At 51.1% G+C, this 23,160-nt stretch carries 21 protein-coding genes; 5 read left to right on the top strand and 16 right to left on the bottom strand.

Annotated elements, in window-relative coordinates:
* Window positions 1–98: 98 nt before the first annotated feature.
* The 16 genes from KU854_RS16375 to KU854_RS16300 form a co-directional block, all read right to left on the bottom strand.
* Window positions 99–851: an ABC transporter substrate-binding protein gene (locus tag KU854_RS16375; RefSeq protein ID WP_218359504.1), complete on the bottom strand. Its 753-nt coding sequence runs from the start codon at window positions 849–851 to the stop codon at window positions 99–101.
* A gap of 175 nt (window positions 852–1,026) precedes the next feature.
* Window positions 1,027–2,079, bottom strand: coding sequence for a TRAP transporter substrate-binding protein (locus tag KU854_RS16370; RefSeq protein WP_218359503.1), 1,053 nt, complete (start codon window positions 2,077–2,079; stop codon window positions 1,027–1,029).
* Between the two features lie 102 nt (window positions 2,080–2,181).
* Window positions 2,182–3,504, bottom strand: a complete 1,323-nt coding sequence (locus KU854_RS16365; protein WP_218359502.1) for a TRAP transporter large permease — start codon at window positions 3,502–3,504, stop codon at window positions 2,182–2,184.
* Window positions 3,501–4,079, bottom strand: a complete 579-nt coding sequence (locus KU854_RS16360) for a TRAP transporter small permease subunit (RefSeq protein WP_218359501.1) — start codon at window positions 4,077–4,079, stop codon at window positions 3,501–3,503. Before KU854_RS16360 ends, KU854_RS16365 begins: the two co-directional genes overlap by 4 nt.
* A gap of 24 nt (window positions 4,080–4,103) precedes the next feature.
* Window positions 4,104–4,838, bottom strand: coding sequence for a glutamine amidotransferase-related protein (locus KU854_RS16355; protein WP_218359500.1), 735 nt, complete (start codon window positions 4,836–4,838; stop codon window positions 4,104–4,106).
* A gap of 7 nt (window positions 4,839–4,845) precedes the next feature.
* Window positions 4,846–6,009, bottom strand: a complete 1,164-nt coding sequence (locus KU854_RS16350; protein WP_218359499.1) for an iron-containing alcohol dehydrogenase — start codon at window positions 6,007–6,009, stop codon at window positions 4,846–4,848.
* A gap of 9 nt (window positions 6,010–6,018) precedes the next feature.
* The gene (locus KU854_RS16345) at window positions 6,019–7,404 is read right to left on the bottom strand and encodes an aldehyde dehydrogenase family protein (RefSeq protein ID WP_218359498.1); all 1,386 of its coding nucleotides are present in this window, start codon (window positions 7,402–7,404) and stop codon (window positions 6,019–6,021) included.
* An 8-nt stretch (window positions 7,405–7,412) separates the two neighbouring features.
* Window positions 7,413–8,783 carry a glutamine synthetase family protein gene (locus tag KU854_RS16340; RefSeq protein WP_218359497.1) on the bottom strand — a complete coding sequence of 457 codons (1,371 nt, stop codon included), beginning with the start codon at window positions 8,781–8,783 and terminating at the stop codon, window positions 7,413–7,415.
* A gap of 239 nt (window positions 8,784–9,022) precedes the next feature.
* Window positions 9,023–10,000 (bottom strand): LysR family transcriptional regulator, encoded by a 978-nt coding sequence (locus tag KU854_RS16335; RefSeq protein WP_218359496.1) that lies wholly within the window; start codon window positions 9,998–10,000, stop codon window positions 9,023–9,025.
* Window positions 10,001–10,096: 96 nt separating this feature from the next.
* The gene (panP, locus tag KU854_RS16330) at window positions 10,097–11,743 is read right to left on the bottom strand and encodes a pyridoxal-dependent aspartate 1-decarboxylase PanP (protein WP_218359495.1); all 1,647 of its coding nucleotides are present in this window, start codon (window positions 11,741–11,743) and stop codon (window positions 10,097–10,099) included.
* A gap of 150 nt (window positions 11,744–11,893) precedes the next feature.
* Window positions 11,894–12,424, bottom strand: coding sequence for a hypothetical protein (locus KU854_RS16325; protein WP_218359494.1), 531 nt, complete (start codon window positions 12,422–12,424; stop codon window positions 11,894–11,896).
* 186 nt (window positions 12,425–12,610) lie between these two features.
* Window positions 12,611–13,864 carry an ABC transporter substrate-binding protein gene (locus KU854_RS16320; protein ID WP_218359493.1) on the bottom strand — a complete coding sequence of 418 codons (1,254 nt, stop codon included), beginning with the start codon at window positions 13,862–13,864 and terminating at the stop codon, window positions 12,611–12,613.
* A 3-nt stretch (window positions 13,865–13,867) separates the two neighbouring features.
* Window positions 13,868–15,304 (bottom strand): ATP-binding protein, encoded by a 1,437-nt coding sequence (locus tag KU854_RS16315; protein ID WP_218359492.1) that lies wholly within the window; start codon window positions 15,302–15,304, stop codon window positions 13,868–13,870.
* Complete coding sequence (locus tag KU854_RS16310; RefSeq protein WP_054778302.1) at window positions 15,294–16,016, bottom strand: response regulator; 723 nt, start codon at window positions 16,014–16,016, stop codon at window positions 15,294–15,296. Before KU854_RS16310 ends, KU854_RS16315 begins: the two co-directional genes overlap by 11 nt.
* A gap of 182 nt (window positions 16,017–16,198) precedes the next feature.
* A complete protein-coding gene (locus KU854_RS16305) occupies window positions 16,199–16,297 on the bottom strand; it encodes a MetS family NSS transporter small subunit (protein WP_218359491.1) in 99 nt (32 codons plus the stop codon).
* Window positions 16,294–17,802, bottom strand: a complete 1,509-nt coding sequence (locus KU854_RS16300) for a sodium-dependent transporter (RefSeq protein ID WP_218359490.1) — start codon at window positions 17,800–17,802, stop codon at window positions 16,294–16,296. Before KU854_RS16300 ends, KU854_RS16305 begins: the two co-directional genes overlap by 4 nt.
* Window positions 17,803–18,725: 923 nt before the next feature.
* On the opposite strand from KU854_RS16300, the gene cydH reads away from it, so the two are divergent.
* From cydH to emrD, 5 genes are all read left to right on the top strand, one after another.
* Window positions 18,726–18,818: a cytochrome bd-I oxidase subunit CydH gene (gene cydH / locus KU854_RS25160; protein ID WP_218359489.1), complete on the top strand. Its 93-nt coding sequence runs from the start codon at window positions 18,726–18,728 to the stop codon at window positions 18,816–18,818.
* A gap of 98 nt (window positions 18,819–18,916) precedes the next feature.
* Window positions 18,917–20,131 carry a patatin-like phospholipase family protein gene (locus KU854_RS25060; RefSeq protein ID WP_218359488.1) on the top strand — a complete coding sequence of 405 codons (1,215 nt, stop codon included), beginning with the start codon at window positions 18,917–18,919 and terminating at the stop codon, window positions 20,129–20,131.
* Between the two features lie 34 nt (window positions 20,132–20,165).
* Window positions 20,166–20,723 (top strand): maltose acetyltransferase domain-containing protein, encoded by a 558-nt coding sequence (locus tag KU854_RS16285; protein WP_054778303.1) that lies wholly within the window; start codon window positions 20,166–20,168, stop codon window positions 20,721–20,723.
* Window positions 20,724–20,946: 223 nt separating this feature from the next.
* A complete protein-coding gene (locus KU854_RS16280) occupies window positions 20,947–21,546 on the top strand; it encodes a GTP cyclohydrolase II (RefSeq protein ID WP_218359487.1) in 600 nt (199 codons plus the stop codon).
* Window positions 21,547–21,830: 284 nt separating this feature from the next.
* Window positions 21,831–23,033 (top strand): multidrug efflux MFS transporter EmrD, encoded by a 1,203-nt coding sequence (gene emrD, locus KU854_RS16275; RefSeq protein ID WP_218359486.1) that lies wholly within the window; start codon window positions 21,831–21,833, stop codon window positions 23,031–23,033.
* Window positions 23,034–23,160: the final 127 nt, after the last annotated feature.

Raw genomic sequence — 23,160 nt, 5'->3', positions numbered from 1 at the left:
ATTCGCGAGGGTAAGGGCTGTGGTCAATTGCAAAATAAAAGGCTCTAAGTATGGGGACTTAGAGCCTTTATAAGCCATCTGTTGGATCGTTCAACCGATCATTTATCTCTTAACTGATCGGCATTACTGGAGGGGTTGCGTTTATCCCCTTGGGTTAATGCTATCTGGGCGGGGATCAGCGGCGTATTGGGCACGGGCTGAAACCCAACAGGATGACCCTCTGCAACGGCGCTGCGATAGAAAAAATCAACCACGGGCCCAAGGGTAAATCTTTGCTTTATCACCCCTTCGCGAACACCAAAGCTCCGTGCCGTGACTGTCGCTAGATTGCCGCCGAGTTGACTTAAAAAGGCCCATCCTCTCTCCCAACCGTACTGTTGCAGAATCATCTCTATCATCATGTGGTTGGTGCCAGAGCGGGAAGGCGCACTGATCGCGATTTCCTGGGTAAAGTCTGGGCGCAGTAAGTCTTCCCAAGTGGCAGGGCTTGGAGTGTTCAATTGCCTCAGTTTGTCCTGATGCCAGAAGAACACAAATTGCGACCAGGCAAATGTCACCGGTTCTTCAATCATGGATTTGGCTTGCAGGGTTGCCATGGCATCCGCGGAGGAAATCCAGATAAGGTCGGGGGACGGGGCGCGTTTGCGGGCGATATGCTGGATGACTGCAGGCGTTTTTTTGTTCAGGATTTGTAATTTCAGGCTGGGATGGCTTTTCTCAAATGCGCTCTTGATTGGCGTGTAAAAGGTTTCTGGAAAAGAAGTTAAAACGACAATGGTATCGCTGGATTTTGCCATAACAAAATTGGGCAGCAGGCACAGCAAAATGAATGAGCGCAATATCAATGGCATGATGTACTCCTGAACAACACTGCCATCAGTATTATAAAAATACGAAAAATTAACAAAAATGAAACGTTAATTTGTGAGGTCTTGTTTCTATTAAACCCAGCAGAAAATGAATGGTGTGAAAACGGAAGAACTGGATAAGAGAAAGCGGCGCATTTGCCGCTTTCTCTTTCTGTGGTTAGGAATACCGGTAAGGTTTCCCAGCCTGTTCCATTACCCCTGCGTACTCTTTAAATATCTCAACCACGCGCTTCGCCCTTGGGCTGGTTTCTGCCACTTCATCCCAGAACTTATAGGCTTCAAGCTCTACCTGACGCCATTCTGCATCCGGAATTGTTGTCAGCTCCATTTTAGTGCCTGCTGTGCGTAGACGCGCCTCGCCACCCCAATACCAGTGTTGGCGATAGTAGTGGGACGTATCCATCATCATATTGAACAGCACTTTGAGGTGCTCTGGCAGGGCATTCCAACGGTCAGTGTTGGCGTAAAAAGAGCCACACCATGCGCCGGAAATGTTGTTGGTCAGGAAGTAGTTGGTCACATCTGCCCAGCCGACAGTGTAATCCTCGGTAATGCCTGACCAGGCAATGCCATCAAGCTCACCGGTTTGTACTGCCACTTCCACGTCTTCCCATGGCAAAGTGACAGGAATAACCCCAAACCTTGTCAGGAAACGGCCAGCGGTTGGGAAGGTGAACACGCGCTTGCCTTTCAGATCAGCGAGGCTGCGGATAGGCTCAACCGTGGCGAAATGGCACGGGTCCCAAGAGCCTGCGCTGAGCCAGGTCACGCCTTTGACTTCGTCATACGCTTCTTTCCAGATCTCTTTCAGACCGTACTCTTCAAACAGCACAGGCACATCAAGACTGTAGCGTGTCGCGAATGGGAAATAGCCACCGAAAACGGCAATATCCACCGGTGCAGCGATAGAATCATCATCACTTTGCACGGCATCAATGGTGCCTTTCTGCATTGCGCGGAACAGCTCACCGGTAGGGACGAGTTGGTCGGCGTAATAGAGTTCGATGATCATTTCTCCATTCGCGGCAATGTTGAATGCATCAACCGCCGGTTTGATCACGTGTTCAGCAAGGGCTGGGCCTGCGTAGGTTTGCAGTCGCCAGCGGATGGGCTCCTTGGCCGACACAATGGCGGGCGCACCGAGGATCGCAGTTGCACTGCCTGCTCCGACTATTCCGGCCTTTTTGAGAAAATCACGTCTATTGCTCATAGTGGTGTCCTTTTCTTCATCATCATTTCGGTAAACAGGCTTACCATTCATTCTGAGTGTAGTGCCAAAAATGAGACATAAGTCTGTTTCTTGGTGTGTCACTCATCGTTGGTAGTGCCACTCGGGTAACCACAGCGCGACCTGAGGGAAGATCATGACGATGGCGAGCGCCAACATCATGATCAACACAAACGGCACGATCGATCGGTAAATATCGCCGAGCGTGACTTCAGGCGGTGCCATGGCGCGCATTAAAAACAGGTTGTAGCCAAAAGGTGGTGTCATATAGGCAATCTGGCAGGTGATGGTGTACAGCACGCCATACCAGATAAGGTCGAAACCGAGCAGTTTGACCAAGGGAACATAAAGAGGCGCGACAATCACCAGCATGGCGGTGTCATCGAGGAATGTCCCCATGATCAGATAGGAAAGCTGCATCAGGATCAGGATTTCCCAAGGCGTGAGACCAAGCCGCTCTACAAACAGGGACTCGATGGCTTTCACGGCACCCAATCCGTCGAACACCGCGCCAAAACAGAGTGCCGCGAGGATGATCCACATAAACATGCAGCTGACGACCAGTGTCTTGCGCAGGGTGTTTTCCATCACTTCTTTGGTCAGGCGACGCTTGAGAAGTGCAGCCACGGTGGCTGCCAGTGCGCCCACCGCAGAGCTTTCTACCAGGCTGGTGACACCGAGCAGGAACAGCCCCGTCATGGAGAAAAATATCCCTAACGGAAGAATACCGGCGCGCAGAAGTTTGAGTTTTTCCCGCATCGGTACGTTGCGTTCTTCAGCAGAAAGCGCCGGGCCAAGGTGTGGCTGCATTTTGCAGCGGATAACGATGTAAAGTACAAACATGCCGGCCATCATCAGGCCAGGGAACACACCGGCAAGCCAGAGCTGACCAACCGGCTGGCGCGCAATCATGCCGTAAAGCACCAGTACCACACTGGGGGGCACCAGAATGCCGAGCGAACTGCCTGCCTGGATGACGCCAGTCACCATGATCTTGTCATAGCCGCGCCGCAACAATTCAGGCAGGGCGATACTGGCACCAATTGCCATACCTGCCACGCTCAGGCCGTTCATGGCGGAGACTGCAACCATCAGCAAAATGGTACCGATAGCCAAGCCACCGTGTACGGGCCCCATCCAGACATGGAACATCTTGTATAAGTCTTCGGCGATACCTGACTCTGACAACATGTACCCCATAAAAATAAACAGGGGCAGTGTCAGTAAGGGGTACCATTTCATCAGCTTCATTGCTGCGCCAAAGGCGATTTCAGAACCTCCGTCTCCCCAGAGCAACAATGCCGCGATAACCGCAACGGAGCCAATGGCGGCGAATACTCGTTGTCCGGTCAACAGCATCAGCATCATGGAGGAGAACATTAAGAGGGCGATCAGTTCATAACTCATTGCTCGCCTCCTTCTGTGCTAATACCCAGATCTTCCGGTGCGTGCAGGCGGGCAAAATCTTTCAGCATCACTGCTGTGGCTTGCAGAATCATCAGGAAAATGGCGATACACATGGTGACTTTGACTGGCCACATGTAAGGCCGCCACGCTGAATAGCTACGTTCACCGTATTCCAGTGCATAGGTTGTGCTGGAAATACCGCCGTAAAGCAGTACCGCAAGATAGATAAGCAGGAAGATGACGGTAACGCTGTCGACCAGGGTTTTGGTGCGGGGTGACCAGTTGCCGTAGAGCAAATCCATTCTCACGTGACCGCCCAGTTGCATGGAGTAGGGGCCGCCGAGCATGTAGTAGGCGACCATCACAAACTGCGCCATTTCCAATGTCCAAAGGGAGGGGAGAAAAAAGGTTTTGGTGACAGAGGAGTAAACCAGAATGCCCAGCATCACGAAGATGAGGTACATGGCAAAGCGGCCAACGTAATAGTTTATCGACTCTACCCATCGCACATATGTCGCCAGTGGCGAGGGCAGGTAAGTGAGCAGTTTGTCATTTTCCGAAGCAGCAGATTCCATGAAATACGTCCTTATTTTCTGGGCTCAGTCCGGTGTGCTGGCATTGGCAGGTTGTTGTGCCTGCCGGATAAAGTGAAGCAGCCAGCGGGTGACTTCTTCGCTGTCAGGCGTTTCGCTGAGGGAGGCTTGACCGGCCGAGATGACCTCTGGCGGAATGCGGTCACGCCGGGATTCCATCAGGTCAAACGAGTAAGCGCGGGAGAATTCGGGGTGCCCTTGGATGCCAAGAAAATGCTGGCCGACAGTGAACATGCCAATCGGACAGAAATCGCTGGTTGCGAGGGATTTGCCTTCTGGAGGAAGCTCGGAGACTTGATCCTGATGACTGACTACCAGGGAAAACGCATTCTGTTGGGGAGATATCCAAGCCGGATGTTCCGTGATTTTGCTGGTGGCGATGCCTACACCCCATCCATTGGCAGATCGTTCTACTTTTCCCCCGAGTGCCTGCGCCATCATTTGGTGACCAAAGCAGATGCCGACCGTGGGTTTTCCAACGGCGTAAAGTGTTTTGACGAACGTTTCGAACTGCTTAATCCAAGGCAGGTCATCGTAAACACTGTAACGGCTTCCAGAGATAACGTAGCCGTCGCAATCATCAATATTCTCTGGGTATTCGCCGTCAATAACACGGTAAAAACGTAATCTGACTTTGGGGTCGGCCTGAGTCAGCAGGCTCTGGAACATATCGGTGTAGTTGCGGTGTGAAGCCTGTAGTTCAGGCTTCACATCGTCACAGATAAGCAGGCCAATAATCATAAGCGCCTCACGACCAATCCTTGCCATTCACGGCAAGGGTGAAAAGTTGGCTGTACTGCTCTGCCGTAAAGGGAATAGGGTTGCCGCCCGCAGAGGGGTCGTTTACGGCCATTTTGCCGACGCGCTCAGCCTCTTCGGCAGTGATGCCGATATCCGCGAGGGTGTGGGGAATCCCAACTTCACGCCGCAATGCCAGGATCCACGCCAATACGGCATCCGTCCCTTCACCTTCAAGGTTCAGGTAGCGCGCAAGCCGCGCCATTTTCTGTTCGACTTCGCTGCGGTTAGCGTCCAATACATAGGGCATCAAGATTGCGTTTAACAAGCCATGGTGCGCGTTGTACAGCGCCCCCAGTGTGTGAGCGATGGCATGCATGGCCCCCAATCCTTTCTGGAATGCGGTCGCGCCCATACTTGATGCAACAAGCATTTGCATCCGAGCCTCTTTGTCCGCGCCGTTGTGAAATACCGTGGGCAGGTTTTGCTGCACCAGCCGGATCCCTTCGGTCGCAATCCCGTCTGCCATGGGGTGATAGCCTGGAGCGCAAAGTGCTTCAAGGCTGTGTGAGAGGGCATCCATCCCTGTTGCGGCAGTAATGTGCGGGGGTAAAGCCAGGGTCAAATCTGGATCAAGCAAGACCTGTTTGGGCACCATGTCCGGATGGAAGATGATCACTTTCCGTTGCTCTGCACTGTTGGTGATCACCGAAGCCCGGCCGACTTCAGAACCAGTTCCTGCTGTGGTGGGAAGCGCAATCACGGGGGCGATAAGATCAGGCACGGCGAGTGTCCAATTGTCGCCAACATCTTCAAACTGCCACATTTCATGTTTCTGGCGGGCGGAAAGCGCTATGGCTTTGGCGCAATCAAGGGCTGAGCCGCCACCAAGGGCGATAATGCCATCATGATGACCGTCAACGAAAACCTTGTTCCCTGCGGCGACGTTTTCTCCGGTTGGATTACCTTGAACGTCGCTGAACAGGGTGACACTCAAGCCGCTTTCCTCGCAAAGGTTTATCGCCGTCTGCGTCATTGGTAGGGCAGCGATACCGGGATCTGTCACCAACAGGGGGCGAATAATTCCCAGAGACTGGCAGGCATCCGGGAGTTTGTTCAATGCACCACTGCCCGCGATGATGGCGGTGGGGTAGTTCCAGCTGGAAAGGGACATAATGAACTCCTAAAGACGCTTAAAGTGATAGGATTTTGGACGGGTCAGGTGTTCAAAACCGACCTGTGATAGGGTGCATCCGCGGCCACTGTTTTTCACACCAACCCAAGCCAGTGCTGGGTCGAGGTAATCACAACGGTTGAGGAACACAGTGCCTGCTTCCAGTTGGTCAGCGAAACGTTCCCCGCGCACTTCATCTTGGGTAAATACGGCGGCAGTCAGGCCAAATTCACTATCGTTCATCAGGCGCAATGCTTCTTCGTCACCGGACACTTTCTGAATGCCGAGTACTGGGCCGAAGGTTTCCTCTGTCATCACCCGCATGCTGTGGTCTACGTTGACCAACAATTGCGGTGCAAGGTAAGGCGTGCCTTGTTGGCTGGCAGGGAAAGCTGAAGCGTCAATCAAGGCTTTGGCGCCTTGCTGAACCGCATCCTGCACCTGACCACGCACAAACTCTGCGGCCGCTGTGCGTACCAAAGGCCCCAGCGTGGTTTGGCGATCGTCCGGTCTGCCGAGGCGGTATTGATTAACCAGTGCTACCGACTTTTCGACGACATCGTCATATACCGACTCATGGACGTAAAGACGCTCCATGCCGCAGCATGACTGCCCGCTGTTGAAAAACGCGCCGTCTATCACGGTATCCACAGCTTGCTGGATATTGGCATCCTGACTGATATAGGCGGGGTCTTTACCGCCCAATTCGAGGCCAGCAGAAATAAAGCGCCCGGCAATGGCACGTTCAACCACCATGCCGCCACTGACAGAACCCGTGAACGCAACGTGGCGCACGCTGCTGTGTTGCATCACCGCTTCTGTGTCTGCGTGGGTCAGGTGCAAGTACTGGAAAACACCTTCCGGTAATCCGGCTTGCTCAAAAGCCGCGACCATTCGCTCGGCACACAAGGGCGTCTGCGCAGAGTGTTTGAGCAGAACCGTGTTACCCGCCAACAGCGCAGGGACAATCGCGTTTACGGAAGTGAGGTAAGGGTAATTCCAGGGCGCGACGACAAACACAGTACCGAGCGGCACCCGTTTGATGTAGCGGCGAAAACCCGATTTCTCCGGCAGGGCGAGAGGAGTCAGTGCTTGCGGCGCGATGTCAATCATGTGCAGCGCACGCTCTTCGAATCCGGCCACTTCACCTTGGGCGAAAGCGATGGGGCGTCCCATCATCCAGGTGATTTCTTCGGCGACAGCTTCCTTGTTAGCAACGAATGCTTCTACCGCTTTCCAGCAGATTTCCTGACGCACGGGAAGCGGCGTTTCCTTCCACTGCTGAAAAGCTTTTTCCGCTTTGTCTAATGCGCTCTGTATGTCAGCGGGCTTTGCGTACGGGCGCTCCACATATACAGAGCCATCAACCGGTGTGATTGTTTGAAAACGTTCCATGTTCAGTCCTAGATAATTTCGAAGTAACGGTCGAGTTCCCAATCGGTGACGTGTTTACGGAATTCACGTTCTTCCCATTCCCGCGAGGCAGCAAAATGCTCGACAAAGGCGTCACCCAACATGGCTTTGGCAGCATCTGAGTGTTTGAATGCCTGGGCGGCTTCCCACAATGTGCGGGGCAGTTGCAGTTCCTGGGGGTGTTCGATGTCATAGGCGTTGCCGATAACCCGCTCAAACGGTTCGAGTTTGTGTTCAACACCATAAAGACCGGAAGCCAGAGCTGCTGCCAGTGCCAGATAGGGGTTGGCATCGGCCGCGCCCAATCGGTATTCAATGCGCTGGGATTTGTCAGAGCCCGGGATCACGCGAAGCGATGTGGTGCGGTTTTCCACGCCCCATGTCGCGTCTGTCGGTGCCCAGAAGCCGGGGATCATGCGGGTGTAGCTATTGACTGTCGGTGCAATCATGCAGAGAAACTGCGGCATTAAACGCTGCTGCCCTGCGAGGAAATGGCGCTGGATGTCACTCATGTTGAGCTCTGCATCAGGGTCATAAAATGCACTTTTGCCGGAGTTCCTGTCGCGCAGGGAGAGATGGATATGTCCACTCTGGCCGGGGTAGTCATTCGTCCATTTGGCCATGAAGGTCGCCATCATGTCGTTTTTCTGGGCGAGTACCTTCATGTAGGTTTTGAACAGCGCGGCTTTGTCGGCGGCATTTTTTGCGCTGTCGACGGCAAGCGCGGCTTCAATCACACCGGGGCCAGTTTCGGAATGGATACCTTCGATGGGAAAGTCCATGGCTTCACTCATGGCGAGTATGGCTTTGTAGAGCCCGGAATAGGTAGAGTTGCGGATCATGGAATAGCCAAACCAGTCCGGAGTGATGGTTTTCATGTTGCGAAAACCCTTCTCACGTGCGGAATGGGGCGTTTCGTCGAAGATAAAAAACTCGTACTCAAGGGCGGCGTAGGCATCAAACCCCATGGCTTCGGCTTTTTCCAGCACGCGACGCAGCGTTGCCCGCGGGCAGACAGCTTCGGCATCGCCGGTAAATTCAGCAATAAACAACACCATGCCATCTTCATCCAGCACATCCCGGCAGGTATCAGGAAGGATCCTCACCGGCGCATCGGGATAACCGGTATGCCAGCCGGTGTATTTGGCGTTGTCGTAGAGTTGGTCTTTCACGTCCCAGCCCAACACCACATCACAAAAAGCGAAGCCGCCATCGAGCGAAGAAAAGAATTTTTCCTTCGACATATATTTGCCCCGCATGACGCCGTCATTGTCGAAAAGGCCGACTTTGACATGGCTCAGCTTGCGTTCTTCGACAATCTTTTTAGCATCCGCCACGGTCTTTACTTCACGCGCTTCCATACCCGCTCCTGTATTGTGTTTCCGCCAAAGAATCAGTGTGTTGTGACCAGATTGGTTGTTGTGGCACATCTATCAACGATAGTTGAGCTGCCACAAAGTGACTGGTGTCAGGTCGCATTCTTGGTCGGCAAACTGCTCTGAAATGAAGGTAGATGACACGAAAAGCGCATGACCACGACAATCACAGGTTGTGGGGCAAAAAAATAAGTTTGGCTAATAGTGTGAAGTCAGGCGAAGTTTTAGGTGTACTTGCCGATACGGATTTTTCCGTCCAGCCAAGGGTAGTGTTGGCGTATTTTTGCCAGAAAATGCTGGCGCAGAATTTTACAGCTGCCATCAGCCAGTTTTTCCGGTAAATCCCCCAATTCATTGCGGCGGGCTATCAGGGTTAAGTAACGGAAAAATGTGTCTTTTTCTGGAAGAGGAATGCAGGTGATTTGGTTGCGAAACACTTCACCCTGCATCAGGCAAAGCGGCGTTGTGAGCGCCCATCCCAGTCCCTGCGCGACAGCAGAAAGCACGGCAAATGTATTGTCGAGTTGCATACGGTCTGGCACATCCAGCCCCTGATGGTGAAGATAGGTTTCAATCGACTGACTTATAAGACTTTGTTCACTGTAGCGAACCATATCCAGATGTTTACTCAATAAGACCAGCGAACTGCATAAATCAGGAAATTTCTGGTGAAACTGGCGCGGAAGCACCAGAACAAAAGGCTCTTTGAGGATTTGGCAACGACGAAGGTTTTCTTCTTTTTCGAGTACATCATCAGAAATAATTATATCTATGCCACGGCTGAGCAGCCCTTGCTGGTGGAGATGGGAGTAACCCGTCATCATGGTCCAGTTTTCGGTGTGGGTTTTTATCACCTCAATTAAAGGTTGGCCGACAGTCGCTGCGAGGGAATCTACCATGGCGATACGCACCAGATGCAGGCTGTCAAAGCTGCCTTTGGTGATGACGTGTTGGGTTTTGTACGCCTGTTCGAGCAAATGGACGGATTGGTCGTAGAAATAGCGTCCCGCAACGGTCAGCTCAACCGGGCGGACACTTCTGTCCAGCAGTTTGACGCCAAGGTTGCTCTCCAGTGTGGACAGGGTTTGGGAGACGGCAGACTGGGAAATATTGAGCTTTGCAGCAGCGGCCGTCATGTTGCCAGTTTTGGCTGTAGCGACAAAAACTTCGAGCGATTTCAGTTCAAAACCCAGTGTTCCCATCTCGATACTTCTCCCTGGCTGACCGCCTAAGCATAGCAAAGGCCACTGATCGCAAAGTAAAAGTACGAAGAAGAAAGCCGCACTGGGCGGCTTTAGTTACGCGGTCACAATTGAGTTAGCCAGTGTCAGCAATTCCGGGTAAGCAATGGTGCTTCGTTTGGCGATTTCCCGCTGCTCAACCAGTACTTCCTGCAAAATCGCGTGTGTAGTCAGCGGATTGGCAAGCACCACGCGGAATACGCGGGTTTCACGGCGTTCCAGAGGTTCCGGTTTCAGTGTGGTGCGCGACACAAAGGTGTTTCCTGCTTCACGCTGGTGTTTTTGGACAAACACGGTCAAATCGTTCAACAGTGAATGGATGGCATCCTTCTGCGCTGGCGATGCTTTCTCGAGCGCAGCACGAACGACTTCTGGCACATAACGGTAGGTAAGCAGACAAAGCTCAGGTTCGCTGATCAGTTCAAAATCCGGCTGCGTCTGGATAAGATCGGCGAAGTATCTGGCTTTATCGACGCTTTGGTCGATCAGCAGTTGATAGCCTTCACGTCCAATAATATTCAGGCTCGCAAACAACAGCATTGCCATGCCACTGCGTGACCCTTCCAACGTATGGCTACCAAGGTCTTTGGAGCCTTTACGCAGGATGTAATCGGCGTGGTGCTCGATTGCGCTGACCAGTGAAGGATCTTTAAAGATCACCATGCCTGCGCCCATCGGCACATAAAGCTGTTTGTGGGCATCGATGGTGACGGAATCTGCGCGTTCTATGCCTTTGAGCTTAGGTCGCTGGTTTTGCGACATCAGGCTTGCGCCGCCCCAGGCAGCGTCGACGTGGAAGTGAATGCCTTCGCGCCCGGCGATATCTGCCAGTTTGTCGAGTGGGTCGATATTGCCGGTTTCCGTGGTGCCGGCTACGCCCACAATCGCGAACACTTTGACGTTTCTCGCTTTGAGTTCTGCCAACTTGGTTTCAAGCTTGTCGATACATATGCGGTTGTTCGCATCCGTTGGGATCGCAATCAGGGATTGTCTGCCAATACCGAGTACGTCCGCGGCCTTTTTCAGCGAATAATGCCCGCGCTCTGACACCAGAATCGCCAGGTCGTCATAACCGTAATGGCGCATGGCGCGAAAAAGCCCTTCTTCAGCCACCCCACGGAAATCGCCGTCAGCCCTCAGGGCAGCGTTACGCGCCACCCAAAGCGCGGTGATATTGGCAATGGTACCGCCGGAGCAGAATGCGCCGAGTGAGTGCTCTGCGCTGTGCATCCAGCTTTGGTAAAACGCCTCTTCACGCTGATAAATCATGTTGTGCAGCATGCCCAAAACCTGGCGTTCCAACGGCGTAAAGGCTTTTGAAGTTTCGATTTTTACCGTGTTCTGGTTAAGGCCAATCATGATTTTGGACAGCGGCATTAAAAAGTAGGGCAGCGCCGATGTCATATGGCCGATAAAGCGGGGGGATGAGGTGTGCACCGATTGCGCCACCAGTTTTTCCAGCAGAAACTCAGTGTGATCCGAAACAAATGCCGGTTGCTCAGGAATATGCGGGTTACTGAAGTCTTTCTCGATATCCGTCAGGGAGTAGTCCGACGACGTAATGTGATCCTGCAAAAAACTGTTCAGGTTTTGCGAGATTGCCTGTTCAATTTTGCCCAACGTGGAATGCGGTGCTTCTGGCACAGTAAAAATGCGGTGAAGGGCTTCCAATGACGCTTCCGCTGTCTTTGTTTGTTTAACCATCCGGGGTACTTACTTTTGGGGTTTGCTAGATGTTAATCGAAGATACTGAAGAGTAAAGCGCCGAGTTTTGCGCAAAATCAGTGAGAGGGAAAACATCGAACCGAAATGAAAGGAGGGAGCCGCATATGCCGCTCCCGTTTGATGCAGGACTTACTTGTCGCAACTGGTTTGAGCAAGTTGCGCCATTTCGTCGTTGTAGCGCTTTAGTGGCACTTCAATTTCTTTCGGGTGGCTCAGCAAAGAGGCCAGTGCAGAGCGCAAATCATAGTTGCCCTGATGCGCCTGTCCCTGACGGAAGGCAAACACCTTCTTCGCAGCGTCGGCCAGTTCACCTTTTGAATTACTCAGTGCTTTGACATCTTCCTGGCTCAGGTTTAGCCATGATTCAACCCCTCCGTTGAGGTTCAATTTGGCTGGGTCATTTTTCAGGTAGTAATTAAACGCTTCCTGATTGAGCTTGAAGTGTTCACGACGTCCTTCCAAAAACCAGCTCGCCACTTCTTCAAGTTTTGGGTCTTTTTGAATGGTCAGGTCAACCAGGCTTTCATACCAGCCAATAGAGGCGGTGATGTAGTGATTGTATTTCTGGCTAAGACAGAGTGGGTCAAAATCGTTAACGTCTTTTGCTGCAGCAAACCCTGAAACCAGCGAAAGAAGAACGAGAAGGGCTGAACGACGCATTGATTAAATCCTTTTTGCTCGAAATAGAGCCCGCTGTGTGCGGGCTTTTAATAATTAAGTAATAGTAATGCTATCGAGTGATCACAACAAGTTACAGAATCTGGCTTATCTGCCTGTTTCACAATTCGCGGAAGTGCTCATCCACGCAATGTGAAATTGTGATAGCCAAGGGAGTTTGGCATCCTGTTACAGGTTATCAGCCAGCACCGCGGCGCGGATATAACGCATGGTTTCGTCGACGCTGACATCGTCATCGTCGAAAAAGCGTGAAATCACATCAAACAGGGCAATCTGGGATGCTCTGCCTACCGCCATATTGTGAGAAAGACTTGGCACAAGGTTATCTGTCGCCGCCGCGCGCAAAAATGCCTGCATGGACTCCTTGCCACAGGTATCAAAACCTTCCATATCTGAATCTACACGAACCGGAATGGAACCTTTGCTCATGTTGAATTCACGCTGGAAGTCCGGATCGAGGATCAACTTTGCCAGTGTGCGTTGTGAATCGGTTTTCCCGGCATTGCTGTTTTTGAAAAACACAAAGCTGTCGATGTTGAAGGAAAACTGGTTGGCAGTGCCGGGTGCCGGAATGCAGAGGAAGTCTTTCCCAGCTTCTTTATTGGCTGCCAGAAACTCGCCTTTTGCCCAGTCGCCCATCATTTGCATGGCGGCTTTGCCTTCAATCACCAGTGATGTTGTATCACTCCAGTTGCGTCCCGGTGAGTCAGCATCTGTGTATTGTTTCATCTTGCGAAAAGTCAGCAGGGTTTCACGCATTTTTTCGCCGGTCAGCAGTGCTGTGTCCTTGTCGATAAAGGCTTTACGGAAATCTTCCGGTCCCATAATGGCAAGCGCGATGGACTCAAACAGGGTAGATTCCTGCCATGCTTCGCTGCCCAGTGCCAGCGGGATATACCCGGCGGCTTTGATTTTCTCGGCGGCAACGAAAAAGTCGTCAAGGGTGACCGGAAGTTCAGCGCCCGTTTTTTCGAACACTTCAGGATTTGCCCAAAGCCAGTTCACCCGGTGGATGTTGAACGGGACGGCAACATAATGGCCATCAACCTTGAGATACTCCTGAACACGGCGGGGGATCAGTTCATTCCAGTGCTGCTTGGCGGCAACATCATCCAATGAAGCAAGAAAGCCGAGTTTTCCCCATTCCTGTATTTCGGGGCCTTTGATCTGTGCAACATCCGGCGGGTTGCCTGAAAGGGCGCGGATCCGCAGGGTGTTAATGGCACTTTGACCTGCGCGTCCAGCAACGGCGAAATCTTTCCAGATATAGCCTTCTTTTTTCATCTTCTCTTTGAGGTTGTCGACCGAACGGGCTTCACCGCCGCTCGTCCACCAGTGCAGTACTTCCACTTCGCTTGGCGTGTCGGCATAAACAGGTGCGGCAAGGCTCATTGCCAGCAACAGGGGAAAGATCTTTTTCATTCATCAAGCCCTCGGGAAAGCGATGTCGATTTGTAACCCGCCATCCTTGCGGTTGGATAGAATGATTTCGCCGCCATGGGCTCGGATAATGTTTTTGGCGATACCCAGACCAAGGCCGGTGCCGTGCAGATCCGTGTGCAGGCGGAAGTAAGGGTCGAACACTTTATTCAGGAATTCTTCAGGAATACCCGGGCCGTTATCCAGCAGGGTGATATCCAGTGATTTATCGCTGTCATGGACATAGACCATGACTTCATCACCGTATTTCACGCCATTGTCGACGAGGTTCGTCAGACAGCGTTTAAACGCTAGTGGTTTACAGTAAAACGGCCGTTTTTGTTGCCCTGAAATGATCACGCGCTGGCGCTGCTGGTTATGGATTTCCGCAATGCTGGTGATGATTTGCAGTACATCCACCGATGAAACGTTTTCATGGATGTCAGTGTCTTTCACCGTTTGCAGTGCGCCTTTCACCATGATCTCAAGCTCGTCGAGGTCTTTGTTCATTTTCGCGGCCTGCACTTCATCATCAATCAGTTCAGCACGAAGACGCAGACGGGTGATCGGTGTTTTCAGGTCGTGGGAAATCGAGCCAAATAGCTTTTCCCTGTCATGCATATAGCGTTGTAGGCGCTTTTGCATCAGGTTGAAAGCGCGGGTCACCGTGGTGATTTCCGCAGCGCCTTCTTCAACCAGTTCTGGCTGTTCAATATCCGTACTCAGGCGGTTTGCAGCCTGCGCCAGTCGCTTCAGGGGGCGGGTCTGGTTGCGGATAAGGGTGAAGGTAAAAAAGAGCAGCAGGGTGGTGATAGCAATGAGGAATACCACTTGATCGGCATTGATCAGGTCATTTTCCAGCGTGACATAAGGCGCAGGCAATATGGCCGCGATATACACCCATTGCCCTTGGCTTATCTCGATTTGTACCACCAGAATCGGTGGGTTAAGCGGCTCCATGCTCAGGGTGTGGTGTGCCCAGGATTTGGGTAAATCAGACAGCAACAAGCTGTTGTTGAGTACCTTGAGTGTTTCCGGGCGCGAAAATTCCACCTTGATATTGCTGGCGTTTGGCAACTCTTTGGTCAGGACGCTTTCAATGGTCTGGATGGCTTCGCGTTTGGTACGGCTCTCTTCAATCGGCGCGATATTGATCTCTTCGCTGTTGAAGGAAACGAAGAAACGCGCACCGCCCATGTTCCGCAACTGATCCAGAGCGATATGGCGATATTCGACCGGCAGAGACTGGAAGAAACTGGTGGTAGAGGCAAACATCTGCGCCATGCTTTCAGAAGCAGATTTCAGGCCTTCGACTTCGCGTTCTTTGGACTGTGCATACCAGAAGAAACTGGCAATGCCCTGAGCGAGAAAAACAGAAAGGACGGTAAGCAGCAGTGTTCGTGAAAGCAACGAACGCGGCCAGAAATATTCTTTAAGATTCATAGGTGATGTCGGACACGAACATATAACCGTTACCACGAACGGTTTTGATGATAGTGGACTGGCGTCCGTTGTCTTTCAGGCGCTGGCGCAGGCGGCTGACCTGAACATCAATACCGCGTTCCTGTGGCTGTGCATCGCGCCCACGGGTGGCATTGGAAATGGCATTGCGATCCAGCAGGGTGTTTGGGTTTTCAATAAACAGCATCAGCAAGGCAAAGTCTGCTGAGGTCATTTCCACTTCCTGACCGGTCACCTGATGGTTAAGGCGTTGGGTAACAGGGTCCAGTCGCCATTGGGCAAAGCGGATTGCTTTAGGCTTGGACATGGTGGTTTCCTGCAACTGCTGGGTACGGCGAAGTAGGGCACGGATGCGGGCAACCAGCTGACGGGGGCTGAACGGTTTGGCGATGTAATCGTCTGCACCCAGCTCCAGGCCGATGATTTGGTCAGTCTCGTCTGATACCGCTGTCAGCATAATGATAGGTACGCTGGAGTCCTGACGGACGTATTTACACAGGGTAAAGCCGTCATCACCGGGAAGCATGATGTCGAGTAGGATGAGATCGGGATATTGAACAGCAAGTTTCGCTTTCATTTCTTGTCCGTTCTGGGCGGTTGTCACCTCATAGCCGGACTTTGAAAGATACTCTTGAAGCAGTTCGCGGATTTCTAAGTCGTCATCCACCACCAGGATCCGCTTCTGATTAACCATGAAAGGAAGTCCCCTTATTCTCATACGTAAGTCGGTTATTATCTTAGAGAATAAGACGTAGTGCCAGTGTCAGCCCCGTAAAATACCTAATCCGTGGGCTACGCCATGTAAAAGAAGTGGAAATTGCCTGATAAAAAAACACCCCGGTGAAAACCGGGGTGTCTGCGTTGAGGGAGAAGGGACTATTTGCCTGCTTTCATGGCTCTATTGATGCACCAAGCTGCGCCGCCCCAAGTGATACCAAAACCAATCAGCATCATAATGATTGCACCTGTTGTCATGCGTTTACCTCCTGCGCGTCAGCGTCTTCTGCGGTTTCTTTCGCTGGACGTGATACGACGTTAATAATGATACCGACTACCGCCAGCAGTGCTGTGAGACCCCAACCCAGCAGGAACAGGTCATATTGTGCGTAACCACCGTAGCCTTCCTTGAAAGTGTTAACCAGGTTAGAGCCTACGATCCAAGCCAGCATCAGTGGGCTTACAAAGCGGATACAGACTTCAAGCCAAGCACCTACTGAGAACTCAGAAACTTTGTTTACGTGGTCACGGATATCAGCCACTTTGATCAGCCAGCCCAGGAACACCAGTTCAATCAGACAGCTTGCCAGCAGAGCGATGTTGTTCATAAAGAAGTCAACCAGATCCAGCAGCAACAGGCCGCCGTTGGTTGCGAACGCCATGGAAACAACGAAACCGGTACCACACACTGCAGAGGCAGCAACTTTACGGCTGATGTTCAGCTTGTCGATAATCGCAGATGTTACCGCTTCAATGATCGAGATGTGCGAGCTCAGGCCTGCAACAACCAGTGACAGGAACAGCAGTGGGCCAATGATATATGGCGCTGGCAGCAGGTTAATCGCCTGTGGCAGGGTAACAAACGCCAGACCTACGCCGCCGCTGACAACGTCAGTGATCGCTTTACCTTGCTCCTGAGCCATGTAGCCGAGGATAGAGAAGATAAGCACACCCGCCATCATAGAGAAGCCACAGTTAATCAGTACTGTCATGAAGGCGTTATTGGTAACGTCAGATTTCTTCGGCAGATAGCTGGAGTAAGCCAGCATGATGGCGAAACCAACAGACAGGGTGAAGAAGATTTGGCCATAAGCTGCTGACCACACTTTCGCGTCGGCCAGTTTGCTGAAATCAGGTTCAAACAGGTAGTTCAGGCCTTCAACGGCACCCGGCAGGAATGCAACGCGGGCAATAAGCAGCAGTACCATAACGAACAGAACTGGCATCATGATTTTGCTGGCACGCTCGATACCGCCTTTGACGCCAGTGAAAACTGCGGCAAAAGTGATGGCCCAGGCCAAAGTCATAGGGATAGCAATGTGTAGCTGCCAGTCACCCAGTGCAGTCGGAGAGTTCTCACCCAGCTTCAGGTATTCACTGAAGAAGAAGGCGTTGGTGTCTGTGCCCCAGCTTTGGTCAAAGGCAAAGCCAACGTATGACATTGCCCAGCCGATAACCGCAACGTAGTAAACCGCGATAGTGGCTGCAATACCTACCTGGAACCAGCCCAGCCATTCGAATTTAGTGTTGAGTTTTGAAAATACAACCGGTGCAGAACCGCGCAGTTTATGACCAAGACCAAACTCGATGATCATAAAAGGAATACCGGCTGTCAGCATGGCAAAAAGGTAAGGAACAAAAAATGCGCCGCCGCCGTTTTCATACGCCATGTAGGGGAAACGCCAAATGTTTCCAAGTCCGATTGCTGAGCCCACTGCGGCGAGGATGAATCCTGCCCGGGAGCCCCAGATTTCACGTGTCATAACATCTCCTTGTCGTTGCCAGTGCCTGTCCTTTTCACGGCCGCTTTATTAACATCATGTTGTAGACGGTGTCTTTTTTATTGCGTAGAGCGGTTAGCGCGCGCTCGTTTGAATTCGCTTGGTTGCAGGCACTGTGTCAACCATGTTGTGTTTAGAATTATTCCCTTCACGTTTTGCAAAATATTCTTCTGCAAGTGAGGTTGCTAGCAGATTAAGCGTTGGTTATCGGTAAATCAATAACGTAAAACACTTAATAATATGCTGAAAATTTGGCGATCATTCCAACTAATGAATGTGCAACCGAGTGATGTGGAATGTAAATATTCTATTACCAGTGCATTGAACTGTGGTTGATGGTGGTGTTAGTGAAAAGTTGTGAATTGGTCAATAAGACTGTTTGATGGAAAATTGAACGATTTTGCGGATTATCTCTAAATTAGAGCCTGGCAGCCTGAATCCAGACCTAAGGCAACCGGAAAATATAAGTAAGAGTCGAGGTAATTTTTACATGTTAGAAAAGTCGATAGTGATTAACTATCGAAAACTATGGAAAAAATGACTATTTATTCATCACAATGATAAAAGAAAAAATGTTAAATAATTGTTTGTCTATTTCTGGCAATAAATGTCATGTCTATTGAGGTTTATAAAGGCTTTTTCTCCCGGTTTTATTGAATTTCTATTCGTGATTCAGTGCGTTTACCAAATGTTACTGACTTGAGGGATTGGCAGGTTTGACCAGAGGAAAGTTCTTGAGGTGGCACTTGGTAGCAGTGTTTGTTGTCTGTCACATTTTGAAACATCTGTGTAATTGAAAAGCGCGATCTTAATTTGATATGTGAATATTCACGCTTGTGACCTGATTTCCGCTACATTAAAAGTATGTAACGTGAGTGTTAATCTTGATTGCAAGGAGATGCAGAATGGACACGAATCTGAAAATCGCTTTGGTCACCGCTTCTTGTGCGCTGACAATGATTTTTACTTTTGCCTCAGTCGCGATAATCTTTTCCTAAGCAGCGCCATTGGTGCTGTTTCCAATAAAAACGTTGGCTCTGTGCAAATCGCTGGGAGTAAAATAGCTTCCAGTTGAATTCGTTACGCTGAGGTAAAAGTGCAGAGCCCAAACGACACGGAAAGTGCAGCGTTTTACCCGTCCACCACTGACGGTGACATCCGCAACCTAAGACTCCCAAAACGCCGAAAGCGCATTGCACTTGTCGCCCAAGGTGGCGGTCAACGGGGTATTTACACTACCGGTGTGCTCGACAGCTTCCTTGACGCAGGCTTTGACCCTTTCGAACTCTATTTCGGCACATCCGCCGGTGCACTGAATATTTCCTCCTACATCACCCGCCAGCGCGGCTTTGGTCATCACTTTATTACCCGATACACCACCAATGACCGCTTCTTCAACCTGGTAAAGTATGTCCGACGCCAGCAGTTTATGGATTTGGACTGGGCGTTGGATATGGCCGGGCCCAACAATGTTGACGGTTTGCGGGTTGAGCAGGCGAGGGAAGTATTGGCCGAGCGTTCAGCGTATGCCTGTGTCACCAATACACACACGCTGGAACCTGATTTTTTCCACCTCTTCGAAGGTGACTGGGTGAATGTGCTGAAAGCGACCTGCGCTATTCCCATGCTTTATCCTTCACCTGTGCAGTTGAACAACAACTTCTATGTCGATGGCGGAGTCAGCAATGCTATTCCTGCCCGAGAGGCGTTCAACCGCGGAGCAGACATCATTGTTGTCATTCGCACTGAGCCGGTAGTGGAAGACAAAGCGCCGGTAAGCTCGGTGCTGGTGGAAAATCTGCGCAGCCGGATGGAGAAGCGTTTGCCGGACTATCTTGCAAGGCTGAATATCGAAGACCGCCTTGGCAAACTGTCGGAATTTCATGAGCAGCTTTCCAATCGTCTTGAAGATATCCGTCACCGTTACCGTGAAAGCACACCAGAACCTTTGTGGCACAAAATCCGCGAAATGATGCCCAAACATAAACACCAAAACGGTGGCCGCTGGTTGTTTGGCGGCGATTCTATCTATCGTCTCCATGCCCTCACGGGGCAAAAGCTCAATGCAGATATGCTGGAAATGCTGACCAAACACTTTCACAGCTATCAGGAAGCGGTAGATTTTATGTCCCACCCGCCAATGCGTGCCGAGTTGGTGCAGATAGCACCGGAAGTGCCACTTTCAAGCAGTGCCTTGCTGAGTAAGCCGTTCCAGCTTGAGCATGATTATCAGGATGGCATTGAGGCAGGGCGCCGGTTTCTCGATACCTACGGAGAGGTATTGAATGACGTCTCAACGGTATCGCGCTAAATTTAGAAAAGACTTTTAAATCAGGGATGAACCAGTGACCGAGTTTGAAAAAATGCAGCAGGGAATGCCCTACAGCCCTGCTGATCCTGAACTCACACAATTTCGCTTTGCATCAAAGCGCCTTTGCCAGCAATTTAACACCATTGATCCAGCTGATGCAGACACTCAGGACATGGTGATGACCAAACTGTTTGCGGTAAAAGGCAAGGGTGTGGTGGTAGAAGCGCCGTTTACCTGCTCCTATGGGATGAACGTACACATTGGAAACAATGTTGCTCTGGGGCCAAATTGCACCGTTATTGACAGCGGGCACGTAGAAATCGGGAACAACGTTATCATTGGGCCCGGAGTCGGGATCTACACCGTTACCCAGGGCTTGCTTCCGCTGGAAGTACAGCGAGGCGAACATGAAATATCGCAACCGGTGATCATTGGCAACAACGTGGTTGTGGGCGGGAACAGCGTTATCAAAGCGGGCGTCTGCATTGGTGAAGGCGTGGTGGTAGAAGCCGGTTCCGTTGTGGAAGGCGATGTAGAACCGTTTTCTGTTGTTTCCGGCAATCCTGCTTCAGTGGTGCGGCGCTTGCGTTAGCACCATGCACCGCTCATTTCGGCTATCCCAATCTTGTATGGGGATAAGTTGGCGACAGTAAAGCAACTCTGATACGATTGCCCGCCATATCAAAGCTAGTGTTACAATATAACAATAGCGGTTTTCAATTGATGTCCACGCAGCCCAACCCTTGGGTGACGCAGTGGGCATACAAGGCAGTACAAGAATCGGTTCGCGCCGAGTGAAAAGAGAATTTCAGTCGATGGCAAAAATTAGAGCAAGAGTTCCGTTCAAAGTGGGTGTGGGAAGTAAGATCCCTGCGGAGATCCTCTCTTTTGACGGTTTGACATCGGAGCAGGAACACGTCGCCATTATCTTTAAATGTGCCGACCAAAATGATTCTGCGCCATTGGTGCGCATGCACTCTGAGTGCCTGACCGGGGATGTTTTCCATTCATCACGTTGTGACTGTGGCGAGCAGCTGGAAGAAACCATCCAGAAAATGGGCGAGCAGGGCGGTATCCTTCTTTACCTGCGTCAGGAAGGGCGTGGTATTGGTCTTTACAACAAACTGGATGCCTACGAGCTGCAAAGCCAGGGCATGAATACCTACGAAGCCAACAATCATCTGGGTTTCCCGGATGACCTGCGCAGCTTTGAAGATGCGGCAGACATGCTGAAAGCATTGGATGTGACTACCATTCGCTTGATCACCAACAATCCTAAGAAAATTAAAGAAATTCAGGATCACGGTATTCAGCTGGAAGCGGTTATCGGCACGCAGGCGCACCTGAAAGATGGCAACACACTGTATCTGAAGGCCAAGGTTTCCCACGGAAAGCATAAACTTTCCATTGACTGATCTAAGGTCGACAGCAATAAAGCAGCGCTCAGTCGCTGCTTTTTTTTCGTCCACAAAGTGTAAACTTCCCTTTCTGCCATTAGAAAATCTAATCCTTTCTATGATTTCTTATCGTGTATGAAACACGTTTTTTATGTTGTTTGATTCGGATCACGCCACTAAACTCTGCGCAAATAAAGAGATAGCGTAGGAATCTGCTTTTCACCCCGGTTTTTCCCTCTTTCTGTCCATGCTGTCTCGCATAAATTCTGTTTGATTATTTCGCTTGTTATGGGAGAACGGTGATGTCTTCGGCTACATCCCTGTCCAAAGTTTTACTTATGATCATCATCCTGGCTGCTGTCGGCCAGATGACGCAAACCATGTATGTGCCATCAATGGCGATGATGGCGGAAGGTTTTCTCGTTTCACCAGCACTGCTTCAGGCGGTGATGGCGTGTTACCTCATTCCTTATGGTCTGTCCCAGTTTATCTATGGCCCGCTTTCTGACCGTTTTGGCCGCAAGCCGATCATTCTTGTTGGTTTGGTGATTTATCTGGCGGGTACTGTGGTTACCCTGATGGCACCATCATTCAGTGTTTTCCTGTTGGGCAGCGTTATTCAGGGCGCGGGTATTGGTTGTGGTGGGGCAATGGCTCGAACCCTGACCCGTGACTGCTTTGACGGCAGCCGACTGCACCGTGCGAACAGCCTTGTCAGTATTGGCCTGATTTTCTCGCCGCTGGTCGCGCCGGTATTGGGCGGTGTGTTGAGCACCCACTTTGGCTGGAAGGCGAGCTACGTATTCTTGTTGGTGCTGGCAGCCGTGGTGTACCTGATCATGACTCTCTACTTTCAGGAGACTCTGCCACCAGAAAACCGCCGTCGTGATTCCGTGTTGAAAAGCTATCACCACGTGATGAGCAACCGCCAGTTCCAGGGCTATTTGATCAGCCTGATTGCCATTTTCTCAGGTATTTCGGTGTTTGAAGCCGCAGCGGGTGTGCTTTTGGGCAGTACGCTGGGCTTGAGTGCAACCACGGTGAGCCTGCTGTTTGTTTTGCCGCTGCCGGGTTTTATGCTGGGTTCATGGCTGTCGAGTGTGATTGAGCAGAAACTCTCAGCGTCAAAATCTCTGATGATTGGTTCAGTGGTTTTGCTGGCGGGTGCACTGACGGTGTTCGTGCCGGGTTACTTTGTCAATGTCACAGTCGAAACCCTGATTGGCGGTGCTTTTGTCTACTTTACTGGTGCAGGCATCCTGTTCCCGGCCGCAACTACCGGCGCAATTTCACCATTCCCACGCCATGCGGGCACAGCGGGTGCGGTAATGGGCGGTGTTCAAAATATGTCGGCAGGTCTGTTTACCCTGTTGGCGGCGCAGATGAACGTAAACAACCAGTTCTCACTGGGTGCGATCCTGTTGGCGATGGCGATCGTTTCTGGTGTTGGCCTGATGTTGTGCCGTAGGAAAAATATCGCACCTGATGTTCCGGTTATTGTGTAATGGTCCGGAATAACCATCTATTTTAACGCAGTGATATCAATATATATCACTGCGTTTTTCATTCTGCATGCACCTGATACAGATCAATGCATCTGTGTAAATGCAAAAATAGATAAATAAATATTTG

The sequence above is a fragment of the Enterovibrio paralichthyis genome (assembly GCF_019209835.1).
GTDB classification, from domain to species: Bacteria; Pseudomonadota; Gammaproteobacteria; order Enterobacterales; family Vibrionaceae; genus Enterovibrio; species Enterovibrio paralichthyis.
The sequence above is the reverse complement of the archived record's forward strand: the minus strand, read 5'-3'. Positions and strand labels throughout refer to the sequence as shown.

What these genes read in the sequence shown, in the direction of transcription:
- KU854_RS16375 (WP_218359504.1), bottom strand. Translation starts at nt 851, where the DNA reads ATGCCATTGATATTGCGCTCATTCATTTTGCTGTGCCTGCTGCCCAAT.
- KU854_RS16370 (WP_218359503.1), bottom strand. Translation starts at nt 2,079, where the DNA reads ATGAGCAATAGACGTGATTTTCTCAAAAAGGCCGGAATAGTCGGAGCA.
- KU854_RS16365 (WP_218359502.1), bottom strand. Translation starts at nt 3,504, where the DNA reads ATGAGTTATGAACTGATCGCCCTCTTAATGTTCTCCTCCATGATGCTG.
- KU854_RS16360 (WP_218359501.1), bottom strand. Translation starts at nt 4,079, where the DNA reads ATGGAATCTGCTGCTTCGGAAAATGACAAACTGCTCACTTACCTGCCC.
- KU854_RS16355 (WP_218359500.1), bottom strand. Translation starts at nt 4,838, where the DNA reads ATGATTATTGGCCTGCTTATCTGTGACGATGTGAAGCCTGAACTACAG.
- KU854_RS16350 (WP_218359499.1), bottom strand. Translation starts at nt 6,009, where the DNA reads ATGTCCCTTTCCAGCTGGAACTACCCCACCGCCATCATCGCGGGCAGT.
- KU854_RS16345 (WP_218359498.1), bottom strand. Translation starts at nt 7,404, where the DNA reads ATGGAACGTTTTCAAACAATCACACCGGTTGATGGCTCTGTATATGTG.
- KU854_RS16340 (WP_218359497.1), bottom strand. Translation starts at nt 8,783, where the DNA reads ATGGAAGCGCGTGAAGTAAAGACCGTGGCGGATGCTAAAAAGATTGTC.
- KU854_RS16335 (WP_218359496.1), bottom strand. Translation starts at nt 10,000, where the DNA reads ATGGGAACACTGGGTTTTGAACTGAAATCGCTCGAAGTTTTTGTCGCT.
- panP (WP_218359495.1), bottom strand. Translation starts at nt 11,743, where the DNA reads ATGGTTAAACAAACAAAGACAGCGGAAGCGTCATTGGAAGCCCTTCAC.
- KU854_RS16325 (WP_218359494.1), bottom strand. Translation starts at nt 12,424, where the DNA reads ATGCGTCGTTCAGCCCTTCTCGTTCTTCTTTCGCTGGTTTCAGGGTTT.
- KU854_RS16320 (WP_218359493.1), bottom strand. Translation starts at nt 13,864, where the DNA reads ATGAAAAAGATCTTTCCCCTGTTGCTGGCAATGAGCCTTGCCGCACCT.
- KU854_RS16315 (WP_218359492.1), bottom strand. Translation starts at nt 15,304, where the DNA reads ATGAATCTTAAAGAATATTTCTGGCCGCGTTCGTTGCTTTCACGAACA.
- KU854_RS16310 (WP_054778302.1), bottom strand. Translation starts at nt 16,016, where the DNA reads ATGGTTAATCAGAAGCGGATCCTGGTGGTGGATGACGACTTAGAAATC.
- KU854_RS16305 (WP_218359491.1), bottom strand. Translation starts at nt 16,297, where the DNA reads ATGACAACAGGTGCAATCATTATGATGCTGATTGGTTTTGGTATCACT.
- KU854_RS16300 (WP_218359490.1), bottom strand. Translation starts at nt 17,802, where the DNA reads ATGACACGTGAAATCTGGGGCTCCCGGGCAGGATTCATCCTCGCCGCA.
- cydH (WP_218359489.1), top strand. Translation starts at nt 18,726, where the DNA reads ATGGACACGAATCTGAAAATCGCTTTGGTCACCGCTTCTTGTGCGCTG.
- KU854_RS16280 (WP_218359487.1), top strand. Translation starts at nt 20,947, where the DNA reads ATGGCAAAAATTAGAGCAAGAGTTCCGTTCAAAGTGGGTGTGGGAAGT.
- emrD (WP_218359486.1), top strand. Translation starts at nt 21,831, where the DNA reads ATGTCTTCGGCTACATCCCTGTCCAAAGTTTTACTTATGATCATCATC.